This window comes from Eisenbergiella tayi, from assembly GCF_001881565.1.
Classification (GTDB): domain Bacteria; phylum Bacillota; class Clostridia; order Lachnospirales; family Lachnospiraceae; genus Eisenbergiella; species Eisenbergiella tayi.
In genome coordinates this window covers 16,825-40,702 of record NZ_MPDJ01000004.1, presented here as the reverse complement: position 1 = coordinate 40,702, position 23,878 = coordinate 16,825, and the positions used below count along the sequence as shown (strand labels likewise).

The window sequence follows — 23,878 nt, the reverse complement described above, 5'->3', positions numbered from 1 at the left end:
CTCTGTATATTTATTTATGGAATTAGTTCTTTTTAGAACAATCCGGATTTGGAAAGGGGATTTTATTATGAAAGCTACACAGGAAAAAGAAGCGGATCTGGGAAACAGCAGTATCGGAAAGCTTCTTTTCAAGCTGGCTCTGCCTGCTATTCTGGCACAGATTATCAACGTCATGTACAATATGGTCGATCGAATGTATATCGGTCATATCGCCGATGTGGGGCCCAGCGCGCTCACCGGAGTGGGTGTGACCATGCCTCTGATTATGGCCATTTCCGCCTTCGCCGCATTGGTCAGCATGGGCGGGGCGCCCAGGGCATCCATCATGATGGGAAAGGGAGATAAGGAAACAGCCGAAAAAATATTAGGCAACTGTACCACCATGCTCGTTCTGATGGCGGCTGTGCTCACCGCTGTGATCCTGCTGTTCGGCAAACCCATCCTTCTCATGTTCGGAGCCAGTGATAATACGATTGGCTATGCATGGGATTATATGAGCATTTACGCCATGGGAACTATTTTTGTCCAGATTTCCCTGGGGCTCAACGCTTTTATCAACGCACAGGGATATGCCAGAACCGGAATGCTTACCGTCGCAATCGGCGCCGTATGCAACATTATTTTGGATCCCATCCTCATTTTTGGTTTGGATATGGGAGTGAAAGGAGCCGCCCTGGCTACGATTTTATCGCAGGCCGTATCTTTTGTATGGGTGCTGCGTTTCCTTACTTCAGGCAAAAGCTTCCTGCGTATACGTAAAGGATATCTGAAGCTGTCCGCAGACATTATCCTGCCGTGCATCGGGCTTGGCGTATCCCCTTTTATCATGCAATTCACGGAAAGCATCATATCCGTATGCTTCAACACCTCACTGCTTAAATACGGCGGTGATATTGCCGTAGGCGCGATGACTATCATGACCAGTGTCATGCAGTTTTCCATGCTGCCTCTTCAGGGGCTGACCCAGGGGGCACAGCCGATTATCAGCTTTAATTACGGAGCGGGAAATATCGAACGGGTAAAAAAAGCCTTCCGGCTGCTGCTGGCATCTTCACTTGTATACAGTACCTTGCTGTGGGCGATAGCCATGTTCCTTCCGCATGTTTTCATCGCTATCTTCACCAGCAGCGCGGAGCTGTCCGCTTACGTTACCTGGTCCATCCGCATTTATATGGCGGCTTCTCTATTGTTCGGGATCCAGATCGCCTGTCAGCAGACCTTCATAGCCCTGGGAAATGCACTTACTTCCGTATTCCTGGCTTTGTTGAGAAAGGTGATTCTGCTGATACCGCTGATTTTCATCCTTCCAGCCCTGCTGCCGGATAAAGTTTTCGGAGTCTTTCTGGCGGAACCGGTAGCCGATACCATCGCTGTAACCGTGACAGGGATTCTGTTCCTGCGTGAATACAAGAGGCTGTCCCATAAAAAAGTTGGCATGGACTAACATTTTCGATCATATTTTTTACAAAGAAGGATTTTCGCAGCCGGCAAATGACCTTCCAGTCTGCAGGGTGCAGAGATTGGAAATGCCGGACGGCAGCGAAAGCCCTGTTGGAAAATCCGGAGGTCGGAAATGAATCAAGATTCAAATACCCAGCGGAGACTGGAGCTCATGCGCCTGATTCGTGAGGAAAATCATAATAACCAGCAGCGTATCCGCACAAGGGAAGAAATCCTTTATGGAAAAAGCGGCAGTTACAGCAGTTCGGATGAATATGGCTACCCGCTCAGCGCGGCAGAATATTCCCGTCCGGAAGAAGGAGTACATATGTCTTCCTTTGGCCTGCGGCTTGTTATTGCGGTCCTGCTGTTCGGTATTTATTTCTTTTGCCGGGGGCAGGACCTCAGCATAGGCGGCATTACGGCAGATCAGATAGAGACAGCGGTAAATGCGCAGGAAGAGACAAAGCTTGTTGATTTTATCAGTCAGTTTCCTGATATTCTGAAAAGCAAATAGTTATGTATAAAACCGTCAGGGTGAGCCTGGCGGTTTTTTTTGAGGATGGCAAGAATATATCTGAAGTTAACAGAAGGGAATATGTCCTGTTTCCAGTGCATATTATGGAATAATATGGGATATTCCTGTCCTCAGACAATACTTTGGCAGGATGGCTAACTGGAGGTAATGCCTATTAATAAAATATTAGATGATAATTATATGGATTTACTGGTTGAAAATTCATTGGGTATTGCATTTGAGTCACCGGAAAATACAACATGGATAAATAACAGATTTTCTGTGGCTCATATCCCGGTTGCCCGATTTAATATGTGCTTATTGGGGGAATATCCTTATCATATATTTCCTACTCTTTACACATTGGATTCTCAAATCAGCCTTATAAGAAGCAGCGTAACAGAGGTGCGGAATAACCCTGTTTTCGACCTGAACGGGCAGGGAGTACTGATTGGCTTTTTGGATACAGGGATTGATTATTGCCATGAAGTATTTCAGAATCCGGATGGTTCCACAAGACTGTTTTCTATTTGGGATCAAACAGTTATGGATGGGGAAAAGCCGGAAGGATTTACATTTGGAGCAGAATACAATAAAACGATGATTGATCAAGCGCTGCAAAGCAGCAGTCCTTTATCTGTTGTTCCCAGTGAGGATGAAGTAGGGCATGGAACCATGATGGCAGGAATAGCCGCAGGAAGTATTAAGGAAGAGCACTATTTCAGCGGAGTTGCTCCGAGAGCAGAACTGATTATGGTGAAATTGGCACCAGCCAAAAAGTATAACAGGAAGATTTGGGGAATTACGGAAGACGTAGACTGTTATCAGGAAACCAATATATTATTAGGCATAGAATATATCTTGTCTGTGGCGGCCAGATTAAACCGGCCATTGGTACTTTGCATCGGAATGGGTTCCAGTCAGGGGGCTCATGAAGGGCACAGTATGTTTGCAACCTGGCTGAATTATTTGTGTACCATTCCACGTATCGGGATTTGTGTATCGGCGGGCAACGAGGGGAACAAAGGAAGACATTATAGCGGGACTTTTAATCCGGAACGGAATACAGATACCTTTGAACTGAGGGTAGGAGAAGCGGATAAAAACTTCTTCCTGGAGATATGGCAGAATTCTCCCTGCAGGGTGATGGTGGAATTTACCTCGCCGACAGGAGAAATCGTATATTCGATTTTCCCTCGGTTTGACGAATGTCGGGAGTATTCTTTTATATTCTGTCCCACCAGAATATTTATCAACAATATTATACTGGAAGAAGAAACAGGAGAGCAATTAATTCTGGTACGTTTTGAGGATGCCTTCAGTGGTATATGGACGATCCGTGTCACAGCAATTGACGACATTTTCTGTGAATTTAATGCATGGCTTCCCTCAGGGAATATCATTTCCGAAGAAACCTATTTTCTTCGGCCGAATCCCTATACAACGATTACTTCACCTGGAAATTCCCGTAATCCGTTAACTGTCGGTGCATACAACCAATTATCGGGCAGTATCCTGATCTCTTCAAGCAGGGGATATACGCCTAGCAATTTGGTAAAACCGGATATCGTTGCTCCGGGATATGCATTACCCTGCCCAGTCCGAAACCAGGCTTTTGGCGTGGCCTCTGGTACAGGAGCAGCTGCTGCACATACAGCAGGTATTATTGCCCTTCTGATGGAATGGGCAGTGGAAAAGAGAAACTATATGACAATTACCGGAAGGGATATTAACCGGCTGCTGATACGCGGTGCGATAAGAAATTCAGATTTGCTCTATCCTAATCCTATTTGGGGCTATGGGAAAATTAATATTATGGAGATGTTCAGCCGTTTAATATAAAAGGAGAATGGAGCTTAAATAAATAATTTGCTGAAATTATCAGTGAATTTCCAGAGTAAAGGACAGGGCCGCCATTATTGGATTTTTCGTCGACGGAATAGACATTTAGACAGTCCGCAAGTTCATCTCTGAGCCGTTTACCGGGCCACGTTCGATAAAGAGTCCGCCGGACGCGCAGCCAGCGGCTGCGGGGTTCTATTCATGAAGGTTTGGGGGATCCTCCAATAAACAATCTGACGGTTCCGCGTTAAAAAGAACCGGGCGATAGACGGGAACAGATTAATACAGACATTATTTACCGTTACTTATTTGCCGTAATTTAGTATCATCTGTCAGACGGCAGTCAGACACAAAGTTGTCACGCGTGACAACTTAAATCGAGCATTTTTAACGGTTTATGGTACGATAAATAAGGAGGTAAAAAGATATGAATCATATAATAAAGGTCACCCTGGCCGAGGACGGTGACGTCCTGCGGCGCTCCCTGGCCGACAGCCTGCGGGAGCAACCGGACATTTCGGTTCTGGGCGAAGCGGCGGAAGGCGGAGAACTGGTGGCCCTGTGCCGGGAGACACCGCCGGACGTGGCGGTGGTGGATATCCGTATGCCGGGCATGGATGGCGTCGCAGCCTGCAAAATCCTCCGGTCGGAACTGCCGGAAGTCAGGCTGCTGATCCTCACCACCTTTGACGATGATGAATACCTGCGAGAGCTGTTCGGCCTGGGTGTGGACGGCTATCTGCTGAAAACCGGCAGCCCGCCCCGTCTGGCCGAAGCGGTACGCGGCGTTTACAATGGCCTCGGCGCGGTGGACGCGGGCGTCAGCCGCAAGCTGGGCAGTCTGCTGAACGCGCCGAAAAAGCCGGGGACAGGCCCCCTCACAGAGACGGAGCTGCGAGCAGCCCGCCTCATCGCGGAGGGCAAATACAACAAAGAGATTGCCGTGGAGCTGGGGATTACCTACGGCCGGACACGGAACCTGGTTTCCGCTGTCTACCGCAAGCTGGGGGCTGTGGACCGGGCGGATCTAATCGCCAAGCTGGAAAAGGGGTGACTAAATGAGTAGATGGATGGGCTTTCAATGGATACTGCTTCTTCTGGCGGCCCCCGCCGCCGGGTATTTCCTGCGCGCCCGGAAGCAGGGGCGGATACAGACCGCCTATTGCATTATCCTCATCTTCGGTTATCTATGGGCGCTGGGCCAGCACCTTGAAAACTCTATCTATCTCTATTGGCCGGAGGAAAATACCTACCGGGCGTCGCTGTACCTTTGTTACCTGGGCATGTGTGTTTTGGGGCCAGCCTGCGTGTATCTCAGCTGGTGCTACGGTGGGAAATACAGACCCTTCCGGGATAAGGGTAAGACGGCTTCCCTGTTTGGTACGGGCGCGTTCTTTTATCTTGTTATCCTCACCAACGATCTGCATCATTTATACTACACCCGGTTCAGCCTCGCCGGGCGGGACTACGGCCTGCTGTTCTACCCCTTCACCCTGTTTTCTTATGGGTGCTTTGTCTATGCCTACCTCACCATGCAGCGGGTAAAATGGGACGCCGAGGACCGCTCCACCTGGCTGCTCCTGCTCTGCTTCGGACCGCCGGTGGCAGCCAACACCTGGGGAATGTTCGTGCTCAATCCCGCGCTGGACTTCACCCCCGCCGCCTACTGCATCATGGTCATCGGGGCCTACTTAATCGTGTGGTATCACCGCCCGCTCTGCCTGACACCCATTGCTGCAAAGAATGTGCTTGATAACATGGCCCACCCGGTAGGGGTTGAGGATTTCACAGGCCGGACGCTCTATCACAACGGCGTGGCCGGGCAGCCGGAACGGGCTTACCGGACTACACGCTCCGGCCTGGAGGACGGGAACACGCTAGTCATGCGGACTGACGTCACCTGGTATCAGAAATTTCAGATGGAGTTAGAGGCACAGAACGCCAGCCTGGAGGCCGCCCGCAGGGAGTTGGCCGAACAGACGGACGCGCTGGAGCGGCAGGCCCGGACCGCCGCGGAGCTTGCGGCCCAGCAGGAGCGCATGAAGATCATGTCGCTTCTGGACACGGAGGTACGCGGCATTCTGGAACAACTGCGGGATAACACGGAAGAGGCTGTTTCCCTGCCGGAGCCGGAACGTCTGGAACGGGGAAGGAAGCTGTCATCACAGGCGCTGGAGATTGTGCGGCGCATCGTCCGGGAAATAAGGGGAGGGATTGAGCATGGACTATGAACTCTATCTGCACCACATCGACCAGCCGGTGGTTATTCTGGATAAGCTGTATCAGGTGCTGCTGATGAACGCGGCCTTTGAAGCCCTGTTTCCCAGGGTGGAGCGTTCGGAGAACCTCCGTGCCTTCACCAGGGATTACCCGGTCCTGTCGTCCCTGCTTGCCGGTGGGGAGGGCCAGATGCCCGTTGAGCACGGCGGCAGGCACTACAACGCCCACATCTCCTTTGCCCGGTATGGGAAAAACCAGCGGCCGCTGGCCCGGTGTATCCTCCTGACCGACGTGACGGATACGGTGGAGCTTCTGGCCGAGACAAAGCGGCAGAGCGGACTGCTGCGGGAGGCCAATGCGCGGATTGCCTCGCAAAATGACGAGCTTAGGGAGAGCCTCCGCATAGAGCGGGAAGCCGCCGCGCTGCGGGAGCAGGCCCTGCTGCTGCGGGATATCCACGACACGCTGGGCCATACCCTGACAATGATTGCCGCCCACCATAACCTGGCACTCAGCGCCCTGCCTGATGTAGAGGCGGCGCGGACCGAACTGCGGGAGGCCCTGCGGTTTACCGGCATCAGCATCGCGTCGCTGGAATCCGCTGGGGACTACTCCAGCGGCAGCTTCGCAGCCTTCCTTTACCGCTTCCGTGATTCGATGGCGCGGGTGGGACTGGAGATTGTGCCGGAGATTTCCGGGGAGGAAACGGCAGAATACCAATACATGTACGCGGACCTGGTGCGCATCTGCCAGGAGGCCGCCACCAACGCCATCAAGCACGGCAGCGCCACCCGTCTGACCGTATCATATATGGTTGGCAGCGATCAGGTGAGACTGCTGATCCGTGACAACGGGCGGACAACAAAGCCTACGGGCAAGGGCTATGGGCTGAGAAGCATGGACGAGCGGGTCAACAACCTGTTCGGGGATTTCACTTATGGTAAGATGGAGGACGGCGGATTCTTTGTCCAGGTGGACGCGCCGTTAATCCATGAAGAAAAATGATGGAGCTGTTCAAGCGGGCAAAGGGATTGGAAGGGGGGATACCCCTTCCCGCAACTCTTACAGAGCTGCGGGAAACGCCCCTGTCTGTCCGCTAAAAAATAATAGGAGGGAACCATATGAGGAACAGGAAACACACACGCGGCCTTTCCCTGCTGCTGTGCGCCGCCCTGCTGGCGGGACAGTTAGGAACGACGGTTTATGCGGAAGGGTCATCAACTGGGAACCGGGAGGTGGTATGTGAACACCACCCGGAACATACCGAAGCGTGCGGGTACATGGAGGCCGAACCGGGCCAGCCATGCCAGCACCAGCATACCGGGGACTGTTACACCGACGAGTTGATTTGCGGATTTGACGATGAGGACGCGCCCACCGCGACGGACAGCGATGCGACCACCGTACATGAACACACCCAGGAGTGCTATGCGCAGGACTGCCCCCATGAGCGCGGGGAGCATGACGAGGATTGCGGGTACGTGGAGACTGTGAAGGGCCACCCCTGCGGCTTTGTCTGTGACGAGTGCGGCAATAAGGAGCTGGAGGCGGACAACGGGAACAATCCGCCTGCGCCAGAACTGCCGGAGACGGACCTGGAACAGCCGGAGGAAGCACCTGTATTCACCATCACAGACTTTGATGGACTGAACGAGGCGGTGCAATATCAGACCGTTTCCGCCGGTACAAAGTTGGACATGCTGATCCTGCCCGCAACGCTGGGCGCGTCCGGGTATACCGTGGGGGAGGATACCGAACCCACCCCGATCATCATTGAGGGCGTGATGTGGAAGCCTGACACGGAGTATGACGACACCGCCGAACAGGGCGGCTATACCTTCACCCCGGTTCTTCCAGCCGGATATACCTGCGCGGAGGACGTGGCTCTGCCGGAAATCTATGTGCGGATTGGGGCGGCAAATGTCACTTTGGCAAATGACATTAAAGCCTACAATACCAACGACTTGGCGGCTTTTCAGGCTATCCTTGACGAGCACACCTCTTTAGTGAGTGGCGACGTAAAAAGGGACGACCCGGCCAGCTGGACGGGGCTGGTGACGTGGGACGAAAGCAACCCGAAAAGAATTACCGAACTGAAATTAGTCAACAAGAGCCTTGCCGGGAGGTTGGACGTGTCCGGCCTGACGGCGCTGACCTATCTGTCCTGCTTCAATAACAAGCTGGAAACGCTGTCCGGGCTGGATAGCCTGACGAAACTGACCGCTCTGTACTGCAACGCTAACCGGCTGACGGCGCTGGACGTGTCAAAGAATACGCAACTGACCGAACTGTACTGCTTAGAGAACAATCTGGAAACGCTATCTGGATTGGGCAGCCTGACGAAACTGACAAAGCTGCACTGCCACTATAATCAGCTGACGGCGCTGGACGTGTCAAAGAATACGCAACTGACCGAGCTGTACTGCTTAGAGAACAATCTGGAAACGCTATCTGGACTGGGCAGCCTGACGAAACTGACCTCTCTGTACTGCTCCGATAACAATCTGGAAACGTTGAATGTGTCCGGGATGGCCCTGACCTCTCTGAACTGCTCATTTAACAATCTGAAAACGCTGGACGTGTCTGGGACGGCCCTGACCTCTCTGTACTGCCAATCTAACAATCTGGAAACGCTGGACGTGTCCGGGATGGCCCTGACCAAGCTGTACTGCGCCGGTAACCCCTTCGGCTCATTCAAGATAAAGGACAATCAGACCCTGACCGTCAACCAGACGCCGGGCGGTACGGTTTGGACCACTGGCGGCTTTAATTTCAGCAACAATATTATAAAATTGACGGCAAGGCCCGATGCTGGCTTCTCCTTTCAGGAATGGACAAAACTGCCAGGCCATATCCCATCAAACACGGACGAGGTCAGCTTTGAGTTAATCGGCAACATGACCGTAGAGGCAAACTTCAAAGGAAACTATACGCCCAGCACGGACGCCACGCTGCAAAGCCTGTCCTTGTCAGACGGCATAACCCTTGAACCGGCCTTCCATTCGGCAATCACGGAGTACAAAGCATCTGTGGGCAACGCTACGAATACCATTACCATCACTGCCACCCCAGGCGATTCCAAGGCTGCCGTGGAAGGCGATGGTACAAAAAACCTGAATGAGGGACTTAACGAGTTTACCATTACTGTCACCGCAGAGGACAAAATTTCATCACAACAATACACCATCACTATCACGCGGGAAGAGGCTGCCCCACCGTCTGGCGGAGGGGCATCAGTGGGGGCGGCGGCAGTCAGGATTACACCATCACCATACCCCAGCCGCCGAAGCCCAATAACCCTGTGCTGGCTGAAATCGAACTGCCTGTTACCGTAGTAAACGGCACGGCCACCGGGCAGCCGGACGATGCACGCACGGCGGGGGCCATCGCTGAAGTCCAAAAGAATGCTCGGGCCGGAGTGAACGGTATCGCATTACAATATCGTGCAAAAACCTCCGCCGCCTACGATGGCTTTTCCATCACCATCAGGCGGGCTACCCTTGACCGCTTCATTGACGCCAAGGTGAAGTATGCCATCCTGGACACCGGAATTGTGGACCTGACCTTTGACCTTGCCGCCCTGCAGGAAATACAGAAGCAAACCACCGGGGACATCACTTTGACTGCAGCCAGGGAACCCGGCCTGACCGGGGACGCACTGGCTGCCGTGGGCACCCGCCCGGCCTACCGGCTTGCCGTAGGCTATACAGGGCAGGACGGCACGGCGGCGGCTATTCAGAACTTCGGCGCAGGACGCGTCACCGTGGGACTGGCTTACAAACCGGCAGACAACGAGCAGACCGGCAGCCTGTTCCTTGTATATAGCAAGGACGGGAAGGAAGCACAATGGCTGTATCAGTCCAGCTATGACCTGGGCAGCGGAAACGTGATTGGCTCCACCGGGCATTTCAGTGTCTACGGCGTGGGCTACAAGCCCGCCCCGGCCTTTGCCGACACCGTGAACCATTGGGCGAAGGCGGATATTGACTTTGTGACGAGCCGGGGGCTGCTGGCCGGAACCGGTGTAACAACCTTTACTCCGGACGGCACCATGACACGGGGCATGTTCGTTGTGGCGCTGGGACGGCTGGCTGGTATCGACCCTGCCGCCTATCCCTCCAGCCGGTTTTCCGATGTTGCCGCCACCGACTACTATGCCCCCTATGTGGAGTGGGCGGCCTCCAAGGGGATTGTCACCGGAACCAGTGAAACGACCTTTGCACCGGACGCCACCATCACACGCGAACAGATGGCGGTTATTATGCAGCGGTACGCGAATCAGATGGGGTACACCCTCCCTGTGGCCCGTGAAGCGGAGCTTTTCACGGACAGCAACAAGATTTCCAGCGGCATGAAGGAGGCTGTACAGGCGATGCAGCAGGCAGGCGTCATGAACGGCAAGGGCAGCCGCCTGTTTGCCCCGAAAGATACTGCTACCCGCACTGAGGCAGCCGCTGTCCTGCGGCGCTTTGTGGAGATCGTTATTGACCGCGATACCGCCGGGGGCTGGGCGCAAAACGACATTGGGAGCTGGCTGTACTACGAGAACAACAAGCCTGTCATTGGCTGGAAGCAGATAGAAGGCATATGGTACTACTTCGATGCTGCGGGCCTCATGCAGTCAGGAGACTGGAGACAAATCGGCAGTAAATGGTATTATTTCTATGCGGACGGCTCCATGGCGACCAATACCGAGATTGACGGTTACCGGGTCGGTCCGGACGGAACCAGGAACTCTTAAACATACTGTAGCATAATGCTGGGAAGCCGCCGCTTTACCGTCAGGTAACGGCGGCTTCCCGGCATTTACCAAGTAAAGAAGGGAATCATATCATGGAAAATACATGAACCGGCAATAAAAGGCTTAATTTTCGTGATTGAGCCGCTTTTGTGTCATAATTTGTGTTAATTGCTTATTCGACTACAAGTTACATAAAAAGAGAGTATCAGATAATCAAACTCCTATAATAGATATATGGATTTATGGAATAATAGATGATATAATAAATAGGCAACTCTTTCCAGGTGGATTGTGGAATGTTTTCCGGCAATACAATTTTACCATTGACCGGTGAAGAGTTGTTTTATTTATGCAAACAGAAAGCATCTCAGTCATGCATTTTTTGTGTTTTGTAAATGTTTGTATTACATAAAGGAGAAGAGTGATAATGGATAATTTATCTTTGCAGCACATCTGTTACCTGGTTCTGTTATTTTTTGTATTTTCAGTATTAGGCTGGTGTATGGAAGTACTGCTTAAGTACATACAATACCATCGTTTTATAAATCGTGGATTTTTAATAGGTCCCTATTGTCCGATTTACGGTTCTGGTATTGTATTTATTACAGTAATGGTAAGTATATTATCTGGTATGGAATCCTCTGTTGGAACAACATTCAGCATTTCCTTTATAGGCTGCGGGATTCTGGAATATGCTGTCAGTTATTATTTGGAAAAAAGGTTTCATGCCAGATGGTGGGATTATAGTACAAAACCAATGAATCTTCATGGACGTATTTGGATTGGAAATTTGATTCTGTTTGGAATTGGCGGCACATTGGTGATTGAGGTAATTAATCCCATTATGTATTCATTGTTTGCTCTGATTCCGGAGAGAAGTCTCTATGCGCTTACAAGCATAATTATACTTACTATGTCTGCAGATTATTTGACATCTCATTTTGTCATGAAGTTTGTTAAGAGCAGTGTAGAAAGTAGTGAAGCTGATAATACGGAGAGTATAAGTAAAGAGATAAAGCTTCTTATGCATAATAAATCAATTCTTTACAGAAGAATTGCAGATGCATATCCGGATGTCATTTATCGAACTGACCGCATCAATAAGAGAATGCGGGAAATTAAAGCCGAAATAGAACGTATACAGCAAGAAACTGCTGATAATCTGGATCGTATAAAGCAAGATGCAACTTATAATTTTGAGTTGATGAAAGTAACACCTTCTCAAATACAAGAGGAAATTATAGATAAACAGGATCAGCTTATTTTACAGCTAAAAGAGGATAATGCAGATGAAAAGGCGATAGAGGAATTGCAGATAGAAATTCAGGAGAAGAAACAGTATCTGGAAGAACGGAAAAAATTATATCGTATTAGATAATGAAACAGAAAATGGAACCTGACAAATGCATCCTGTACCAGAACAAGGATTTTCGTCAGGATCTTTCCTGAGAACTGATAAACAAAAAACAAATATACAATAATGAAAATACTCACTACATATGATATAATAACTTTAAAAAGCGTTAATCCATAGTGCAGCATAACCTTTTTGGCAGGGAAAAATATTTTAGCCTTCAAAAAAAGGTACTGAAAAATGCTTTCTTTACTGTAAAACATGCAGTTTTAGCGGTATGGTTATATAGGCTGAAGAGCATTATGAATAGTATGGAAAGAGAGGCTGTTTCATATGAATGAGTTAAAGAAATTAAATGAAGGCGGAACACCATCGGAAAGACCATTTCTGCTAATTTATACGAATAAAGACAATGTTGTAAATTATGAATGGCTGAAGACAAAAGAAGAATTATTAAGGGTTATGGAAGAAGTCAAAGGATATGGGTGCCAAGTTCTTGACTCAACGTTAGTAGCAAGCTGTCGGGTTGAGTTCCCATAATAATTTCATTACGAAGATGAATATACATTTTTTAAACACACGTAAAGCTATGGTAAAATAGCAAAAGAACAAAGACTGAACAACACATAGGGATTTAAAAGGGAGGTCTGTCTGCATGAATAACTGTATGATATGTGAAAGGATTGAATGGATTAAGGCCGGAAAGAATCCATATTTTGTAAGAGAACTGAACACAGGCTATGTGGTTATCGGTGACCATCAGCGGATTAAAGGATATACACTCTTTCTGTGCAAAGAACACGCAACAGAACTGCACTTCCTGGAACCCGGCTTCCGCATGGAATTCCTGCGGGAAATGTCCCTGGTGGCCGAAGCCGTTTACAATACATTCCGGCCGGATAAATTGAATTACGAGCTTCTTGGGGCAGGCACCGGCCGTCACATGCATTGGCACATTTTTCCCCGAAGAACCGGAGACACCCCTGCAGGAGGCCCTGTCTGGAGCCTGGGAGCCGAACTGTTTGAAGAAAAATATCTTCCCGGAAAAGAAGAACTGGAAGACTTGAAAACACAGCTTAACAGGGAACTGGACAAGCTATTAATGCAATAAAAATTGAGTTGTTCTATGAAGTGTTCTATGGAAATACCTGGCCAGTATTTTCCATAGAACATTTTGTTTTTATGCTTCCGAAAAATAATTCATGGCAATTGCATAAGTACAGAGAACCATGAAATAGTTACCATTATTTTATATGAAACTTTTATTGACACGAACACCGTGTCATGCTTTATACTTAAATGAGACGCTGCAAAAGTTGGAAGACAAAGACGTGCGGATAATTTATCTTCCGCCAATGACCGTAGCAGCGGCTCACTTTTCGGGGAATGCTGAATATGGAGTGGGGCCGGAAGCGACCGGCATGATTGAGAAATTTGTGTATGAAACGGAACTGCTGAAAATAAAACCCGATGCAAGAGGGATGGGATTTGATTGTTCCAGAGCGGATTTAAGAGTGGAAGTAGGGCTAACTCCTCCAACTGCCCATTAAGGAAATGACAAAATAAAGGATAAGGGAATGAATATGAGCCATGGCGAGACAGTAATTCAAAAACCAATCAATGAGTATGCGGTTTATCTAAAAAGCCTGTTACCGGCGAACATACCTGACACATATGCGCTGAAACCAATGTTTAAAAACATATCAAGTGAAGAAAATATCCGAAACGGCGTTATTGCCTTCAGAGATTTTATGTATTTATTTTGTGATCGTTTAATTTCGGACGGACATTTATATGCTAAACCGCAGAAAACAAAGAACCAATTAGACTATCCGTTTCTGAAGAATATGAATCACCTCTTGATTGACATAGGTTATAATGGCAGTCTGAATGAAAGCGGCGAGTCTTTATTAATTTCTGAAATTCCGTCATTTACAGACATAAAGCCCAAAATCCCTGCATCTAAACAGATGGAGTATCTGCGATTTTTAGCTCTTTGTGGTTTTGTTTTTACAGGCATTGATTTAGATGTCAAGACATTTCATATGCCAGATGGCTTTTTAAAAATATCTTATCCTAATGCACCAGTCATGCTGGCGGGGTTAAAGGCCCTGTCAATGGCAGCAGTGGAATTGTGGGTGAGGTTTTATAATAACGCCAATGATCTTTTCCGGTGTGATTACAGGGTAATGAAGGCGGAGGATACGGATTTGCTGGATGTTTTGAAGGATATGATATATCTATTGCCTGAAAACATCCAAAGGTTTGCCTTAGAATTACATAAGCGCTATATAGACAAGGAAATGACCTGTGCAGTCATAAACGACACTGCAACTCATTTTGCGTATGCTTATACAAAAAACAGCAGGCGGCCCTTATCACCGCGGGATATCTATTCCCGCAGAATATGGGAATTTGAAGTATCAATGAAATACGGTTATTGTATCGTTGTAAGATCCAAAAATACGGATAAGTATGCAGACCTTATCAAAACATTTCCCTTGTTTTTACGTGAAAAGATTGCAGCCGGTTATGGCTGTGACAGAAAGCTGCGTAATGAACCCTGTCAAGGCGGCTGCCAGGGGATCCGCATACCTTTGAACGATTCTACCGTTGCCATGAAACGAGATATTGAATTATGGCTTGATCATGAGGTACCATCTTCGTAAATGACATAACAATAAAATTAGGGAGTGATTAGGTTCAGGTTTTGTTCTCATTTGTATCGATGAACACGCTGAGAAAGGAGTCGCTGGTGGAGCGAATCCGGGAAGGATAATCGTTTCTTGGCATATATTTTCAAATGTTTCTTGACTTAAACACCGTGTAGTACTTTATCCTATTTATTAGGAGGTGATAATGATGGAACTGTACACCATAAATCAAGTATCAAAATTATATGGGATTTCAACAAGAATGCTTTACTATTATGAAAAAATAGGGCTTATTTCTAGTTTGCGAAAGAGCGAGTATGCCTATCGGGTTTATGATGAAACTGCATTGCTGCGGCTTCAACAGATACTTATTTTACGAAAGCTGCGTATTCCTATGAAACAAATTCATATAATTTTAAACAATGCACAGACTACCGAAGCCATTGACCTATTCGTCCATAATATACAAGAACTTGAAGAAGAAATCAAAACACTCGCCATCATCCGTGATGCCCTGTCTCATCTGGTGAAGGAATTGAAGCAAAGCAGCAGCATACATATGAATTTTGATTCATATATCCCATCTGTACTTTCCATTGCTGAAACACTTTCCTTATCAAAAAATCTAATAAAGGAGACAATAGCAATGGAAGATGTGAAATCAACGGAAGCAAAGCGTATTTCTTTTGGAGGATATCAATGGATTATTCTGGAGGAAAAAGATAATAAAATTCTGATACTCACTGAAGAAATAATTGGACAGAGAGATTATCATAGTGACCTGGTTGATATTACCTGGGAAGATAGCGAAATGCGGCAGTATCTGAACAGCACATTTTATGAAACCTTTTCACCTAAAGAGCAGGCTCGGATCTTGGAAACACAGGTGAGTGACCGCGATAATCCATGGAGTGGTACAAAGTGCGGAAATCCAACGATTGATAAAGTATTTCTGCTGAGTTACGATGAAGTAATCCGATACTTCGGTGACAGCGGCGATATACGTAATCGCATAAGTTGGTTTTGGGAAGATACAAAAGGTTTTCCGGGCGGGATACCTGTGAGAAACACAACAGCGTTAATTGACGGTTTGTTTATCAATGATCAATACTGTCCGGCTCGCAGAGCATTTAAACCTGATGGTACACTGGGCTGGTGGTGGCTGCGTTCTCCCGGTGGAGCAGGACAGCACACATCAGGCAGTGTGGGACTGATTGGCGAAATATTTCTTTGTGGTGATGATGTATATAATCATCCATATCGTGATATAAATGGTGACGGCGGCATCCGACCTGCGATGTGGATTCGAATTTAAGCATCAGTCTGCTATGAGTCTTATGATTGAAATTTTGGATTTTTAAAATAAAGAGTATGAATAAGAATCTTATTTTGAAGAGGGCTTATTGTCTTAGCATTGCTGAGTCGAAAGCCTTCTTTTTATAGATTTTAAACTCATGGATGCTTTGTCATACAAACAAAGTAATTTTCTCATTTTTCCCCGAAGAACCCGAGATACCTCTACAGAAAGCCCTGTCTGGAGTCTGGGAACAGAACTGTCAGAAGAAAAATATATTCCCGGAAAAGATGAACTGGAAGACTTTAACAAAACAAATGATACGTTACAGTAACTTATTTTTCGGGGAACGCTGAATATGGAGTGGGACATGGAGCGACCAGTATACTTCTCAAATCGTTGGCCAGCCATCCTTACATTCTGATGAATATCAGATTGTATATTTTCACAGCCTTTTCCGGATTATGTTCTGCCGAATAGTGTTGCTTAATACCGTGAAATAAATTATAATTATGCATTGTGGTACATTATTGTGTACCATGTTATATAATTGAGATTAAAATTTTTAAAAAGGAACTGATTTTCTTACAAAAAGGGGTGAAAAAATGAAGCAAATCAGAGCAGCTGCGGACGTAAATCCAGGCTCCTTTCGATTCATATTGGCCTTTACTATAAATAATAATATGCTGAATTCAGCACAATAAATAAGGAAAAACCATGAGAAAACTAGCATTAAATGATGAAATATTATTAAGTATTCAACAGCCTGCCCGCTATATCGGCGGAGAGGTAAACGCAGTAATGAAGGCACCGGAAGAGGTAGACATCCGTTTTGCGATGTGCTTTCCGGACGTATACGAAATCGGGATGTCCCATCTCGGCATTCAAATCCTATATGATATGTTTAACAGCTGGGAAGATACCTGGTGTGAACGTGTTTATTCCCCATGGGTAGATTTGGATAAGATCATGAGAGAGAAGGGCATCCCTCTTTTTGCCCTGGAATCCCAGGATCCGATAAAGGATTTTGATTTCCTCGGCATCACCATTCAGTATGAAATGTGTTATACAAACATTCTCCAAATCCTGGATTTGTCAGGCATTCCTTTGCTGGCACAGGACAGGGATGAATCTCATCCCATTGTAATCGGCGGAGGCCCCTGTACTTATAATCCGGAGCCAATTGCCGAATTCTTTGATATTTTCTATATCGGCGAGGGGGAAACCGTTTACCGGAATCTTCTGGACATGTATAAAGAATACAAAAAAAACGGGATCAGCCGCCGGGAATTCCTGATACAGGCCGCCGGCCTGCCGGGAATGTATGTGCCTTCCCTTTACGAAGTTTCTTATAAAGAGGATGGCACCATTGCATCCTTTGAACCAACGGTGGAAGGAGTACCCCGAACTATTCTGAAGCAGATCCAGATGGATCTGACGGAAACCTATTATCCGAGAAAGCCTTTGGTTCCCTTTATCAAAATCACCCAGGACAGAGTGACTCTGGAGATACAGAGAGGATGTATCCGGGGCTGCCGTTTCTGCCAGGCGGGTCAGCTTTACCGTCCGGTAAGAGAGCGGGATGTGGATATGCTGAAGCAGTGTGCGGTGGATATGCTGGATAGTACGGGACAGGATGAAATTTCCCTGAGTTCCTTAAGCTCCAGCGATTATTCCAAATTGGAGGAGCTTGTAACCTTCCTCATGGAAACCGGACGGGAACGTATGGTGAATATTTCTCTGCCTTCTCTGCGCATTGATGCCTTTTCTCTGGATATCATGAGCAAGGTACAGGATGTGAAGAAGAGCAGTCTTACTTTTGCTCCGGAAGCAGGCAGTCAGAGGCTGCGTGATGTGATTAACAAGGGATTGACGGAAGAGGTTATACTGAAAGGCGCCGCTATGGCCTTTGAAGGAGGGTGGACCAGGGTAAAGCTGTACTTTATGCTGGGTCTTCCTACGGAAACGGAAGAGGATATCAGGGGCATAGCCGAGCTTTCCAATAAGATTGCAGCCCTTTTCTTTGAGACAGTCCCCAAAGAAAAGAGGACGGGACAGGTACAGATAGTGGCCAGTACCTCTTTCTTTATCCCTAAGCCTTTTACCCCATTCCAGTGGGCAAAAATGAACACAAAGGATGAATTCCTGGATAAGGCCCGTCTGACTAAAACGGCGGTGAGAGAACAATTGAACCAGAAACGGATTAAATATAACTGGCATGAAGCAGATGTGAGTATGCTTGAAGGCGTATTTGCCAGAGGTGACCGGAGGATCGGAGAAGTCGTACGCAAGGCCTATGAAAAAGGCTGTCTTTACGATTCCTGGAGTGAATTCTTTAAGAATGATGTATGGCTGGAAACCTTTGCCGAATGCGGCCTGGATATTGATTTTTACACCACCAGGGAAAGAGGGCTGGACGAGATCTTCCCCTGGGATTTCCTTGACTGCGGCGTTTCCAAAGAATTCTTAAAGAGAGAATGGCTACGCGCCCAGGAAGGCATAGTAACGCCAAACTGTAAAAGGCAGTGCCAGGGATGCGGCGCGGCCCGTTTCGGCGGAGGGATTTGTTTTGAAAAAAGGAATGATGCAGGTGAAATTGAGGATGGTGCGGCTCAGACTCTTACGGAATATGCGCATCTGCATGCGGGTGACGGCCCGGCGGAATATGCGGCTGGTACGGAAGGAGGTGTGCAGGCATGAAGGTACGCGTGAAATTTGCCAAATATGATAATATGCGTTTTATAGGCCATCTTGATGTCATGCGTTTTTTCCAGAAGGCGCTGCGCAGAGCGGGAATAGATGTCGCCTATTCCACAGGCTTCAGCCCTCACCAGATAATGAGCTTTGCATCGCCGCTCGGGGTGGGGATGTGCAGCTATGGGGAGTATATGGACATAGAACTGCGTTCAGCAGAAGGTAAATCAGACGAGATATGCAGGCGTCTGAATGAGGCCTGTGTCCCGGGGATAGAAGTGATCAGCGTGAAAGCCCTGCCTGAAACGGCAGGCAATGCAATGGCCAGTGTGGCGGCAGCCGGATATACTGCCCATTTCAAGGATTCTGCCTCCGATTTTCATTTTCTGGAAGGTTTTATGAATGATTTTCTGGCTCAGGATAGTATTATAGTAACAAAGGAAACCAAGAAAGGGACATCCCAGATGGATATCCGTCCCGGGATCTATGAATGTAAGGTGACGCCGGAAGGTATTCTTGCATTTACCGTGGATGCCAGCAGCGGAGGCAATATCAAACCGGCCCTGCTTTTAGGCGCATTGTGGAAATTTGCCGGGATGCAGCAGGAGCCTCCTTTATTGGGAATTCAGCTGACACGTACGGAAATCTATACCAATACCGGCACACAGGAACAGCCGGTTTTTGTATCTCTGGAAGAAGTGGGTGAGGACTTTTGAAAGATGCAAAGCTTATCTTCCTGAAACAGGAAAGGCATATTTTATCCCTCCTTTTATGTGAGGGAAGGCTCATGGAAGCCAATGCCTATCCGCTTCCGGCGGCTGGCCCCGCAGAGGAAGCGGAGGGAACTTCCGGAAATGTTTCCTGTTTGCTGGGAAGCATCTATGTGGGAAAAGTTAATAATGTAGTAAAAAATATCAATGCTGCTTTTCTTGAGCTCACCAAAGGGCAGCGGGCTTTCCTTTCCCTTGATAACCGCAATGAGCCCCGGCTGCTGAACCGTCCCTATGACGGGAGGCTGCTCGCAGGAGATGAGGTTCTGGTACAGGTGGAAAAGGAAGCGGTAAAAACAAAGGATCCGGTAGTTACCACGGAGCTTTCCTTTTCCGGAAGGTATGCGGTCCTTCTCCCCACAGGCAGTCCGGGCAGGCTGATTTTTTCAGGCAAGCTGGATAATTCCTGTCGTAAGATACTGAAGGTTTTCCTGGAACGGGAAGAAATAAGAAATGTTCTGGAAAGGTCTTCGCTGATTATCCGTACCAATGCATCGGAGCTGACAGAAGGCGAGCCTCTGGTACAGGATATTCTGCGGCTGGATTCCCTTGCCGGGCAGATCCTTTCCGTAGCCGGAACCCGTACCTGCTACAGCTGTCTGTACCGTCCGGCGAGCGCTTATCTGACCGAAATCCGGGATACATACCATGATCAGTATGATGCTATCGTAACCGATTCCCCGGATTTATATGAGGAGGCCAGGCTTTTTCTGGAACAGCAGTGTCCCGGAGAACTGCATAAGCTGAAGCTTTATCAGGATCCGAGTGTTACGCTGATGAATCTGTACGGATTATCAGCTAAGCTGAGGGAGGCTACAGAGACGCGTGTGTGGCTCAAATCCGGCGGTTATCTTGTTATTGAACCCACGGAGGCCCTTACGGTTATCGATGTGAATTCGGGCAAATACAGCGGTAAAAAGGCTATCAGGGATACCTTCCGTCTGATTAATCTGGAGGCTGCCGCAGAAATCGCCAGACAGCTGCGGCTGCGGAACCTTTCCGGAATTATTATTGTGGATTTTATCAATATGGAAGACAGCGCCGATAAACAGGAACTTCTTCAGGCCCTTTCCCGGGAACTCAGACAGGATCCCGTGAAAGCGGTCGTGGTTGATATGACGCCCCTGGGCCTTGTGGAAATAACAAGGAAAAAAATCCGCAGGCCTCTGCGGGAACAGCTTAATGAAACAGACTGACAGGAGAGTGACAGCATGCGTCTGCTTCGTATGAAAAAAATACATGAAGGTTCATATCTGAATAATTATGAACTGACCTACCTGAACAAAGGAGGCAGGGAGAAGGTGTTCGAACTGGTAAGCCGCAGCCGTCTTTCCTGCGCCGGGGATATCGGGCGTCAGGTGAACGGTGTGACTATAGTGGCTTTTCAGGATGACAGGCTGCTTCTTCTTAAGGAATTCAGGATGAGCATCAACAAATCCATTTATAATCTTTGCGCCGGAATGATCCAGGACGGGGAAAGCGTGGAGGAGTGTGCAAGGCGGGAACTGTATGAGGAAACCGGCCTTTCCGTTTCCCGCTTCCTGGATATTCTGCCGCCTTCCTATTCGGCAGTAGGTTTTTCCGATACCAGCACCTATCTTGTGATCGTACAGACGGAGGGCAGTTTTTCCGACCATACCTCAGAAAATGAGGAGATCAAAGCCGGATTTTATTCCAGAGAGGAAATCAGGGAAATGCTGAAAACAGAAGAATTCAGTTCCCGTTCCCAGACGTTGGCCTATTTCTTTGCGAACGGATTTTCTTTGCCCGGACTGCATAAAGAGGAAATGTAAAATGAAAACATTGTATGTTACTGATTTAGACGGAACCCTTCTTCGTACCGACGATACGGTAAGCCCGTTTACCATAAATACGGTGAACGGACTGGTTGACAAAGGGATGCTTTTTACTTATGCGACGGCCCGTTCTCTGGTTTCCGCTTCCGTGGTAACCAAGGGACTTTCCGCCCGGATTCCGGTGATCGCCTATAACGGCGCTTTTATTTATAATGCAGAGACGGGGATTCCCCTGTATTCCCTGTTTTTCACTCCTGAGGAGAGCGCCTTTATCATATCCCTTCTGCAGAGCTTCCGGCTGTATCCGTTTGTATATTCTTTCCAGGAAGGAATCGAAAGGCTCAGCTGGATGTCAGGGACGGAAAATGAAGGCTGTTTTAATTATCTGAGAAAAAGAAAGGGTGATCCGAGGCTTAATCCTGTGCCGGATGAAAAAAGACTGTACGCAGGCGATATTTTTTATTTTACCTGTATCGGTGAAAAAGAAGCTCTTCAGCCTTTTTATGAAAGAATTGCAGCAAGCGGCCTTTTTACCTGTACCCTTCAGCAGGAATTGTATGAGACGGAGTACTGGTGTGAGGTCATGCCCAAAAAGGCCACCAAGGCAAATGCCATAAACAGACTGAAGGAACTGTGGGAATGTGACCGCATTGTTTCCTTTGGAGATTCCCTGAATGATATTTCCATGTTCCGCATCTCCGATGAATGCTATGCCGTGGAAAATGCCGCCCCTGCGCTGAAAGAGCATGCTGCGGGCCTGATACCTGTGTGCGATGAGGATGGCGTGGCGAAGTGGCTCCTTGAGCATGTACGCCTTTAAGAACTATACAACTATTTAATAGAATCCTTTCTTTAGAGTCATCTTAGAGAAAAGTCTGCTATCCTTTTTATGAGCGTGAAAAATGCTGAAGGGCAGCAGACTTTTTCACCGTAAATGAAAACGGAAGAGAAAGGAATGGAAAAATGGAAATTGGCAGGTACGTAAGAAATGCAGGCATATGGGGGAGCCGGAAAAACCTGACTGCCGTACTTTTGGGGATTTTGCTTCTTGCAGCCGCATGTCTGGGAGGCTGCGGGAATTCACAGGATATGTTTGTAAGGATTCCTGAAGAAACATTGCCGGCAGATCAGGAAAGCAGTCAGGCGGGAAGCCCGGAAACCGGAAAAGAACCGGGAACAACGGAGGCTTCAGAGACGGAGCCGTCCGAAGAAATGATTCAGGAATCTGAAAATCCTCCACAAAAAGAGACAAATATACCGGCTGCTTCCGGGACTCAGGAACTCAACGGATCCATCCAATCCGTAGGCAGCTATGGCTTTACGGTATACCAGATATTTAATGAACAACAGGAGGACGGAGGAATGATTGCCTATTCTTCCAAGGAAAAAAATACCTTGGTGGACGTCAGCTTTACAGAGCGGACTGTCTTTACCGTCACCTCTTCCTCAGACGGAGGGATTACCTCATCCAGCACTCCGGGAACAAAAGCTGATTTGGAAGTATCCCGCAGTACATATATGACAGGCATGTGGGAAGGGAATATTTTCATCGCAGATACGGTAACCATTTATCATTTTAATTAATACAGAGCACGGCCTCCTTTTTGCTTGAAGTATAAAAATATGGAATATATAATGGAGTCAGGATCAGGAGGTGCCTTATGCTTAAAATAGGAGAATTTTCCAGGCTGACAAGAGTATCTGTGCGCATGCTTCATTATTATGATGATATCGGACTGCTGAAGCCTGTTCAGACAGATAAATTTACCGGGTATCGTCTTTATTCGGTTTCCCAGGTTGCCGCCCTGCAGAAAATCGTTATGCTGCGGGATATGAATTTCCAGATAGCCGAAATCAGGAAGGCTCTCAGATATTGGTCGGATGAAACATTAAGGGAAGAACTCAACCGGAAAATACAGGAAAAACAAAATCATATTATAAAAGAACAGCAGCAGATTCAGAATTTACGTTCGGCAATAGAAAGCATCAATAAAAAGCAGTTGGATCTGCATTACAGGATTATCATCCGCGAAGTACCTTCCCGGCATGTGATCTCTTACAGGAAGAGGATACCTGATTATTCCTGTGAAAAGGAACTTTGGAATGAGTTATATTGTTTTATAAAAGAGAATCATATAGAAATATCCAGGCAGAATGATAATAATATTACTATTTTTCATGAGAACAAAGAGAGTGATTCCGGGGTGGACGCGGAGGTCTGCCTTTTGGTTAAAGAAGAACGAACGGCTTCAGGCCCTTTCCGGTACAGGATAGTGGACGGTGCCGAAACCATGGCTTGTATGATGGTCCGGGGAAGTTATGTAAATCTTGACAAGGCCTATCAGGCCTTTCTCGGCTGGCTTGAGGAGAATCCTCAGTATCAGTGGTATGGGGCAAGCAGGCAGATATGCCATCGGGATCCCGAGAATGAAGAAAAGGAAGAGGATTATCTCACAGAAATTCAAATACCGGTTAAACTGCGAAACGGCTGATAAAAAAATCAGCCGTTTTTTCTTGACCCTGACACACTGTCAGGGTTTATCCTCAAATCAGATG

General features: G+C 47.7%; 21 protein-coding genes. All 21 read left to right on the top strand.

From position 1 onward, the window contains the following. Positions 1-67 precede the first annotated feature (67 nt). The 21 genes from BLA28_RS14805 to BLA28_RS14700 all read left to right on the top strand — a co-directional run bounded on the left by BLA28_RS14805 (position 68) and on the right by BLA28_RS14700 (position 23,814). Positions 68-1,444 carry an MATE family efflux transporter gene (locus BLA28_RS14805; RefSeq protein WP_044968286.1) on the top strand — a complete coding sequence of 459 codons (1,377 nt, stop codon included), beginning with the start codon at positions 68-70 and terminating at the stop codon, positions 1,442-1,444. Positions 1,445-1,573: 129 nt separating this feature from the next. Continuing rightward, positions 1,574-1,957: a hypothetical protein gene (locus BLA28_RS14800; protein ID WP_009252692.1), complete on the top strand. Its 384-nt coding sequence runs from the start codon at positions 1,574-1,576 to the stop codon at positions 1,955-1,957. 168 nt (positions 1,958-2,125) lie between these two features. Continuing rightward, complete coding sequence (locus tag BLA28_RS14795; RefSeq protein ID WP_069158006.1) at positions 2,126-3,799, top strand: S8 family peptidase; 1,674 nt, start codon at positions 2,126-2,128, stop codon at positions 3,797-3,799. A 427-nt stretch (positions 3,800-4,226) separates the two neighbouring features. Next, on the top strand, positions 4,227-4,853 hold the full coding sequence (locus BLA28_RS14790) for a response regulator transcription factor (RefSeq protein WP_069158005.1): 627 nt from the start codon (positions 4,227-4,229) through the stop codon (positions 4,851-4,853). Between the two features lie 4 nt (positions 4,854-4,857). Beyond that, complete coding sequence (locus BLA28_RS14785; protein ID WP_081330067.1) at positions 4,858-6,030, top strand: histidine kinase N-terminal 7TM domain-containing protein; 1,173 nt, start codon at positions 4,858-4,860, stop codon at positions 6,028-6,030. Beyond that, positions 6,020-7,024 carry a sensor histidine kinase gene (locus tag BLA28_RS14780; RefSeq protein WP_069158003.1) on the top strand — a complete coding sequence of 335 codons (1,005 nt, stop codon included), beginning with the start codon at positions 6,020-6,022 and terminating at the stop codon, positions 7,022-7,024. Before BLA28_RS14785 ends, BLA28_RS14780 begins: the two co-directional genes overlap by 11 nt. A gap of 116 nt (positions 7,025-7,140) precedes the next feature. Next, a complete protein-coding gene (locus BLA28_RS14775) occupies positions 7,141-9,354 on the top strand; it encodes a leucine-rich repeat domain-containing protein (protein ID WP_069158002.1) in 2,214 nt (737 codons plus the stop codon). A gap of 83 nt (positions 9,355-9,437) precedes the next feature. Continuing rightward, entirely contained in the window at positions 9,438-10,760 is a 1,323-nt protein-coding gene (locus tag BLA28_RS14770; RefSeq protein ID WP_143131503.1) for an S-layer homology domain-containing protein, read from the top strand. Positions 10,761-11,187: 427 nt separating this feature from the next. After that, a complete protein-coding gene (locus tag BLA28_RS14765; RefSeq protein ID WP_069158000.1) occupies positions 11,188-12,138 on the top strand; it encodes a putative ABC transporter permease in 951 nt (316 codons plus the stop codon). Between the two features lie 309 nt (positions 12,139-12,447). Beyond that, positions 12,448-12,654 carry a hypothetical protein gene (locus tag BLA28_RS14755; RefSeq protein WP_069157998.1) on the top strand — a complete coding sequence of 69 codons (207 nt, stop codon included), beginning with the start codon at positions 12,448-12,450 and terminating at the stop codon, positions 12,652-12,654. 115 nt (positions 12,655-12,769) lie between these two features. Next, positions 12,770-13,225, top strand: a complete 456-nt coding sequence (locus BLA28_RS14750; RefSeq protein WP_009252711.1) for an HIT family protein — start codon at positions 12,770-12,772, stop codon at positions 13,223-13,225. A 220-nt stretch (positions 13,226-13,445) separates the two neighbouring features. Continuing rightward, on the top strand, positions 13,446-13,664 hold the full coding sequence (locus tag BLA28_RS34240; protein ID WP_242880613.1) for a GyrI-like domain-containing protein: 219 nt from the start codon (positions 13,446-13,448) through the stop codon (positions 13,662-13,664). 27 nt (positions 13,665-13,691) lie between these two features. After that, complete coding sequence (locus tag BLA28_RS14740) at positions 13,692-14,783, top strand: hypothetical protein (protein ID WP_069157997.1); 1,092 nt, start codon at positions 13,692-13,694, stop codon at positions 14,781-14,783. A 190-nt stretch (positions 14,784-14,973) separates the two neighbouring features. Beyond that, entirely contained in the window at positions 14,974-16,083 is a 1,110-nt protein-coding gene (locus BLA28_RS14735; RefSeq protein ID WP_081330066.1) for a DUF6273 domain-containing protein, read from the top strand. A 696-nt stretch (positions 16,084-16,779) separates the two neighbouring features. Continuing rightward, positions 16,780-18,762: a TIGR03960 family B12-binding radical SAM protein gene (locus BLA28_RS14730; protein WP_069157995.1), complete on the top strand. Its 1,983-nt coding sequence runs from the start codon at positions 16,780-16,782 to the stop codon at positions 18,760-18,762. Beyond that, positions 18,759-19,472: a TIGR03936 family radical SAM-associated protein gene (locus tag BLA28_RS14725; protein WP_069157994.1), complete on the top strand. Its 714-nt coding sequence runs from the start codon at positions 18,759-18,761 to the stop codon at positions 19,470-19,472. Before BLA28_RS14730 ends, BLA28_RS14725 begins: the two co-directional genes overlap by 4 nt. Then, complete coding sequence (locus BLA28_RS14720; protein WP_242880612.1) at positions 19,469-20,722, top strand: ribonuclease E/G; 1,254 nt, start codon at positions 19,469-19,471, stop codon at positions 20,720-20,722. The genes BLA28_RS14725 and BLA28_RS14720 overlap by 4 nt, the downstream gene beginning before the upstream one ends. A 15-nt stretch (positions 20,723-20,737) precedes the next feature. Continuing rightward, on the top strand, positions 20,738-21,319 hold the full coding sequence (locus BLA28_RS14715) for an NUDIX hydrolase (protein ID WP_069157993.1): 582 nt from the start codon (positions 20,738-20,740) through the stop codon (positions 21,317-21,319). Position 21,320: 1 nt separating this feature from the next. Continuing rightward, on the top strand, positions 21,321-22,142 hold the full coding sequence (locus BLA28_RS14710) for an HAD family hydrolase (protein ID WP_069157992.1): 822 nt from the start codon (positions 21,321-21,323) through the stop codon (positions 22,140-22,142). 143 nt (positions 22,143-22,285) lie between these two features. After that, on the top strand, positions 22,286-22,906 hold the full coding sequence (locus BLA28_RS14705; RefSeq protein ID WP_069157991.1) for a hypothetical protein: 621 nt from the start codon (positions 22,286-22,288) through the stop codon (positions 22,904-22,906). A 77-nt stretch (positions 22,907-22,983) separates the two neighbouring features. Further along, positions 22,984-23,814 carry a MerR family transcriptional regulator gene (locus BLA28_RS14700; protein WP_069157990.1) on the top strand — a complete coding sequence of 277 codons (831 nt, stop codon included), beginning with the start codon at positions 22,984-22,986 and terminating at the stop codon, positions 23,812-23,814. Positions 23,815-23,878 lie beyond the last annotated feature (64 nt).

Excerpts from the sequence above, each read along its gene's own strand:
- BLA28_RS14805 (WP_044968286.1), top strand. The coding sequence starts at position 68 with ATGAAAGCTACACAGGAAAAAGAAGCGGATCTGGGAAACAGCAGTATC.
- BLA28_RS14800 (WP_009252692.1), top strand. The coding sequence starts at position 1,574 with ATGAATCAAGATTCAAATACCCAGCGGAGACTGGAGCTCATGCGCCTG.
- BLA28_RS14795 (WP_069158006.1), top strand. The coding sequence starts at position 2,126 with ATGCCTATTAATAAAATATTAGATGATAATTATATGGATTTACTGGTT.
- BLA28_RS14790 (WP_069158005.1), top strand. The coding sequence starts at position 4,227 with ATGAATCATATAATAAAGGTCACCCTGGCCGAGGACGGTGACGTCCTG.
- BLA28_RS14785 (WP_081330067.1), top strand. The coding sequence starts at position 4,858 with ATGAGTAGATGGATGGGCTTTCAATGGATACTGCTTCTTCTGGCGGCC.
- BLA28_RS14780 (WP_069158003.1), top strand. The coding sequence starts at position 6,020 with ATGGACTATGAACTCTATCTGCACCACATCGACCAGCCGGTGGTTATT.
- BLA28_RS14775 (WP_069158002.1), top strand. The coding sequence starts at position 7,141 with ATGAGGAACAGGAAACACACACGCGGCCTTTCCCTGCTGCTGTGCGCC.
- BLA28_RS14765 (WP_069158000.1), top strand. The coding sequence starts at position 11,188 with ATGGATAATTTATCTTTGCAGCACATCTGTTACCTGGTTCTGTTATTT.
- BLA28_RS14755 (WP_069157998.1), top strand. The coding sequence starts at position 12,448 with ATGAATGAGTTAAAGAAATTAAATGAAGGCGGAACACCATCGGAAAGA.
- BLA28_RS14750 (WP_009252711.1), top strand. The coding sequence starts at position 12,770 with ATGAATAACTGTATGATATGTGAAAGGATTGAATGGATTAAGGCCGGA.
- BLA28_RS14740 (WP_069157997.1), top strand. The coding sequence starts at position 13,692 with ATGAATATGAGCCATGGCGAGACAGTAATTCAAAAACCAATCAATGAG.
- BLA28_RS14735 (WP_081330066.1), top strand. The coding sequence starts at position 14,974 with ATGATGGAACTGTACACCATAAATCAAGTATCAAAATTATATGGGATT.
- BLA28_RS14730 (WP_069157995.1), top strand. The coding sequence starts at position 16,780 with ATGAGAAAACTAGCATTAAATGATGAAATATTATTAAGTATTCAACAG.
- BLA28_RS14725 (WP_069157994.1), top strand. The coding sequence starts at position 18,759 with ATGAAGGTACGCGTGAAATTTGCCAAATATGATAATATGCGTTTTATA.
- BLA28_RS14715 (WP_069157993.1), top strand. The coding sequence starts at position 20,738 with ATGCGTCTGCTTCGTATGAAAAAAATACATGAAGGTTCATATCTGAAT.
- BLA28_RS14710 (WP_069157992.1), top strand. The coding sequence starts at position 21,321 with ATGAAAACATTGTATGTTACTGATTTAGACGGAACCCTTCTTCGTACC.
- BLA28_RS14705 (WP_069157991.1), top strand. The coding sequence starts at position 22,286 with ATGGAAATTGGCAGGTACGTAAGAAATGCAGGCATATGGGGGAGCCGG.
- BLA28_RS14700 (WP_069157990.1), top strand. The coding sequence starts at position 22,984 with ATGCTTAAAATAGGAGAATTTTCCAGGCTGACAAGAGTATCTGTGCGC.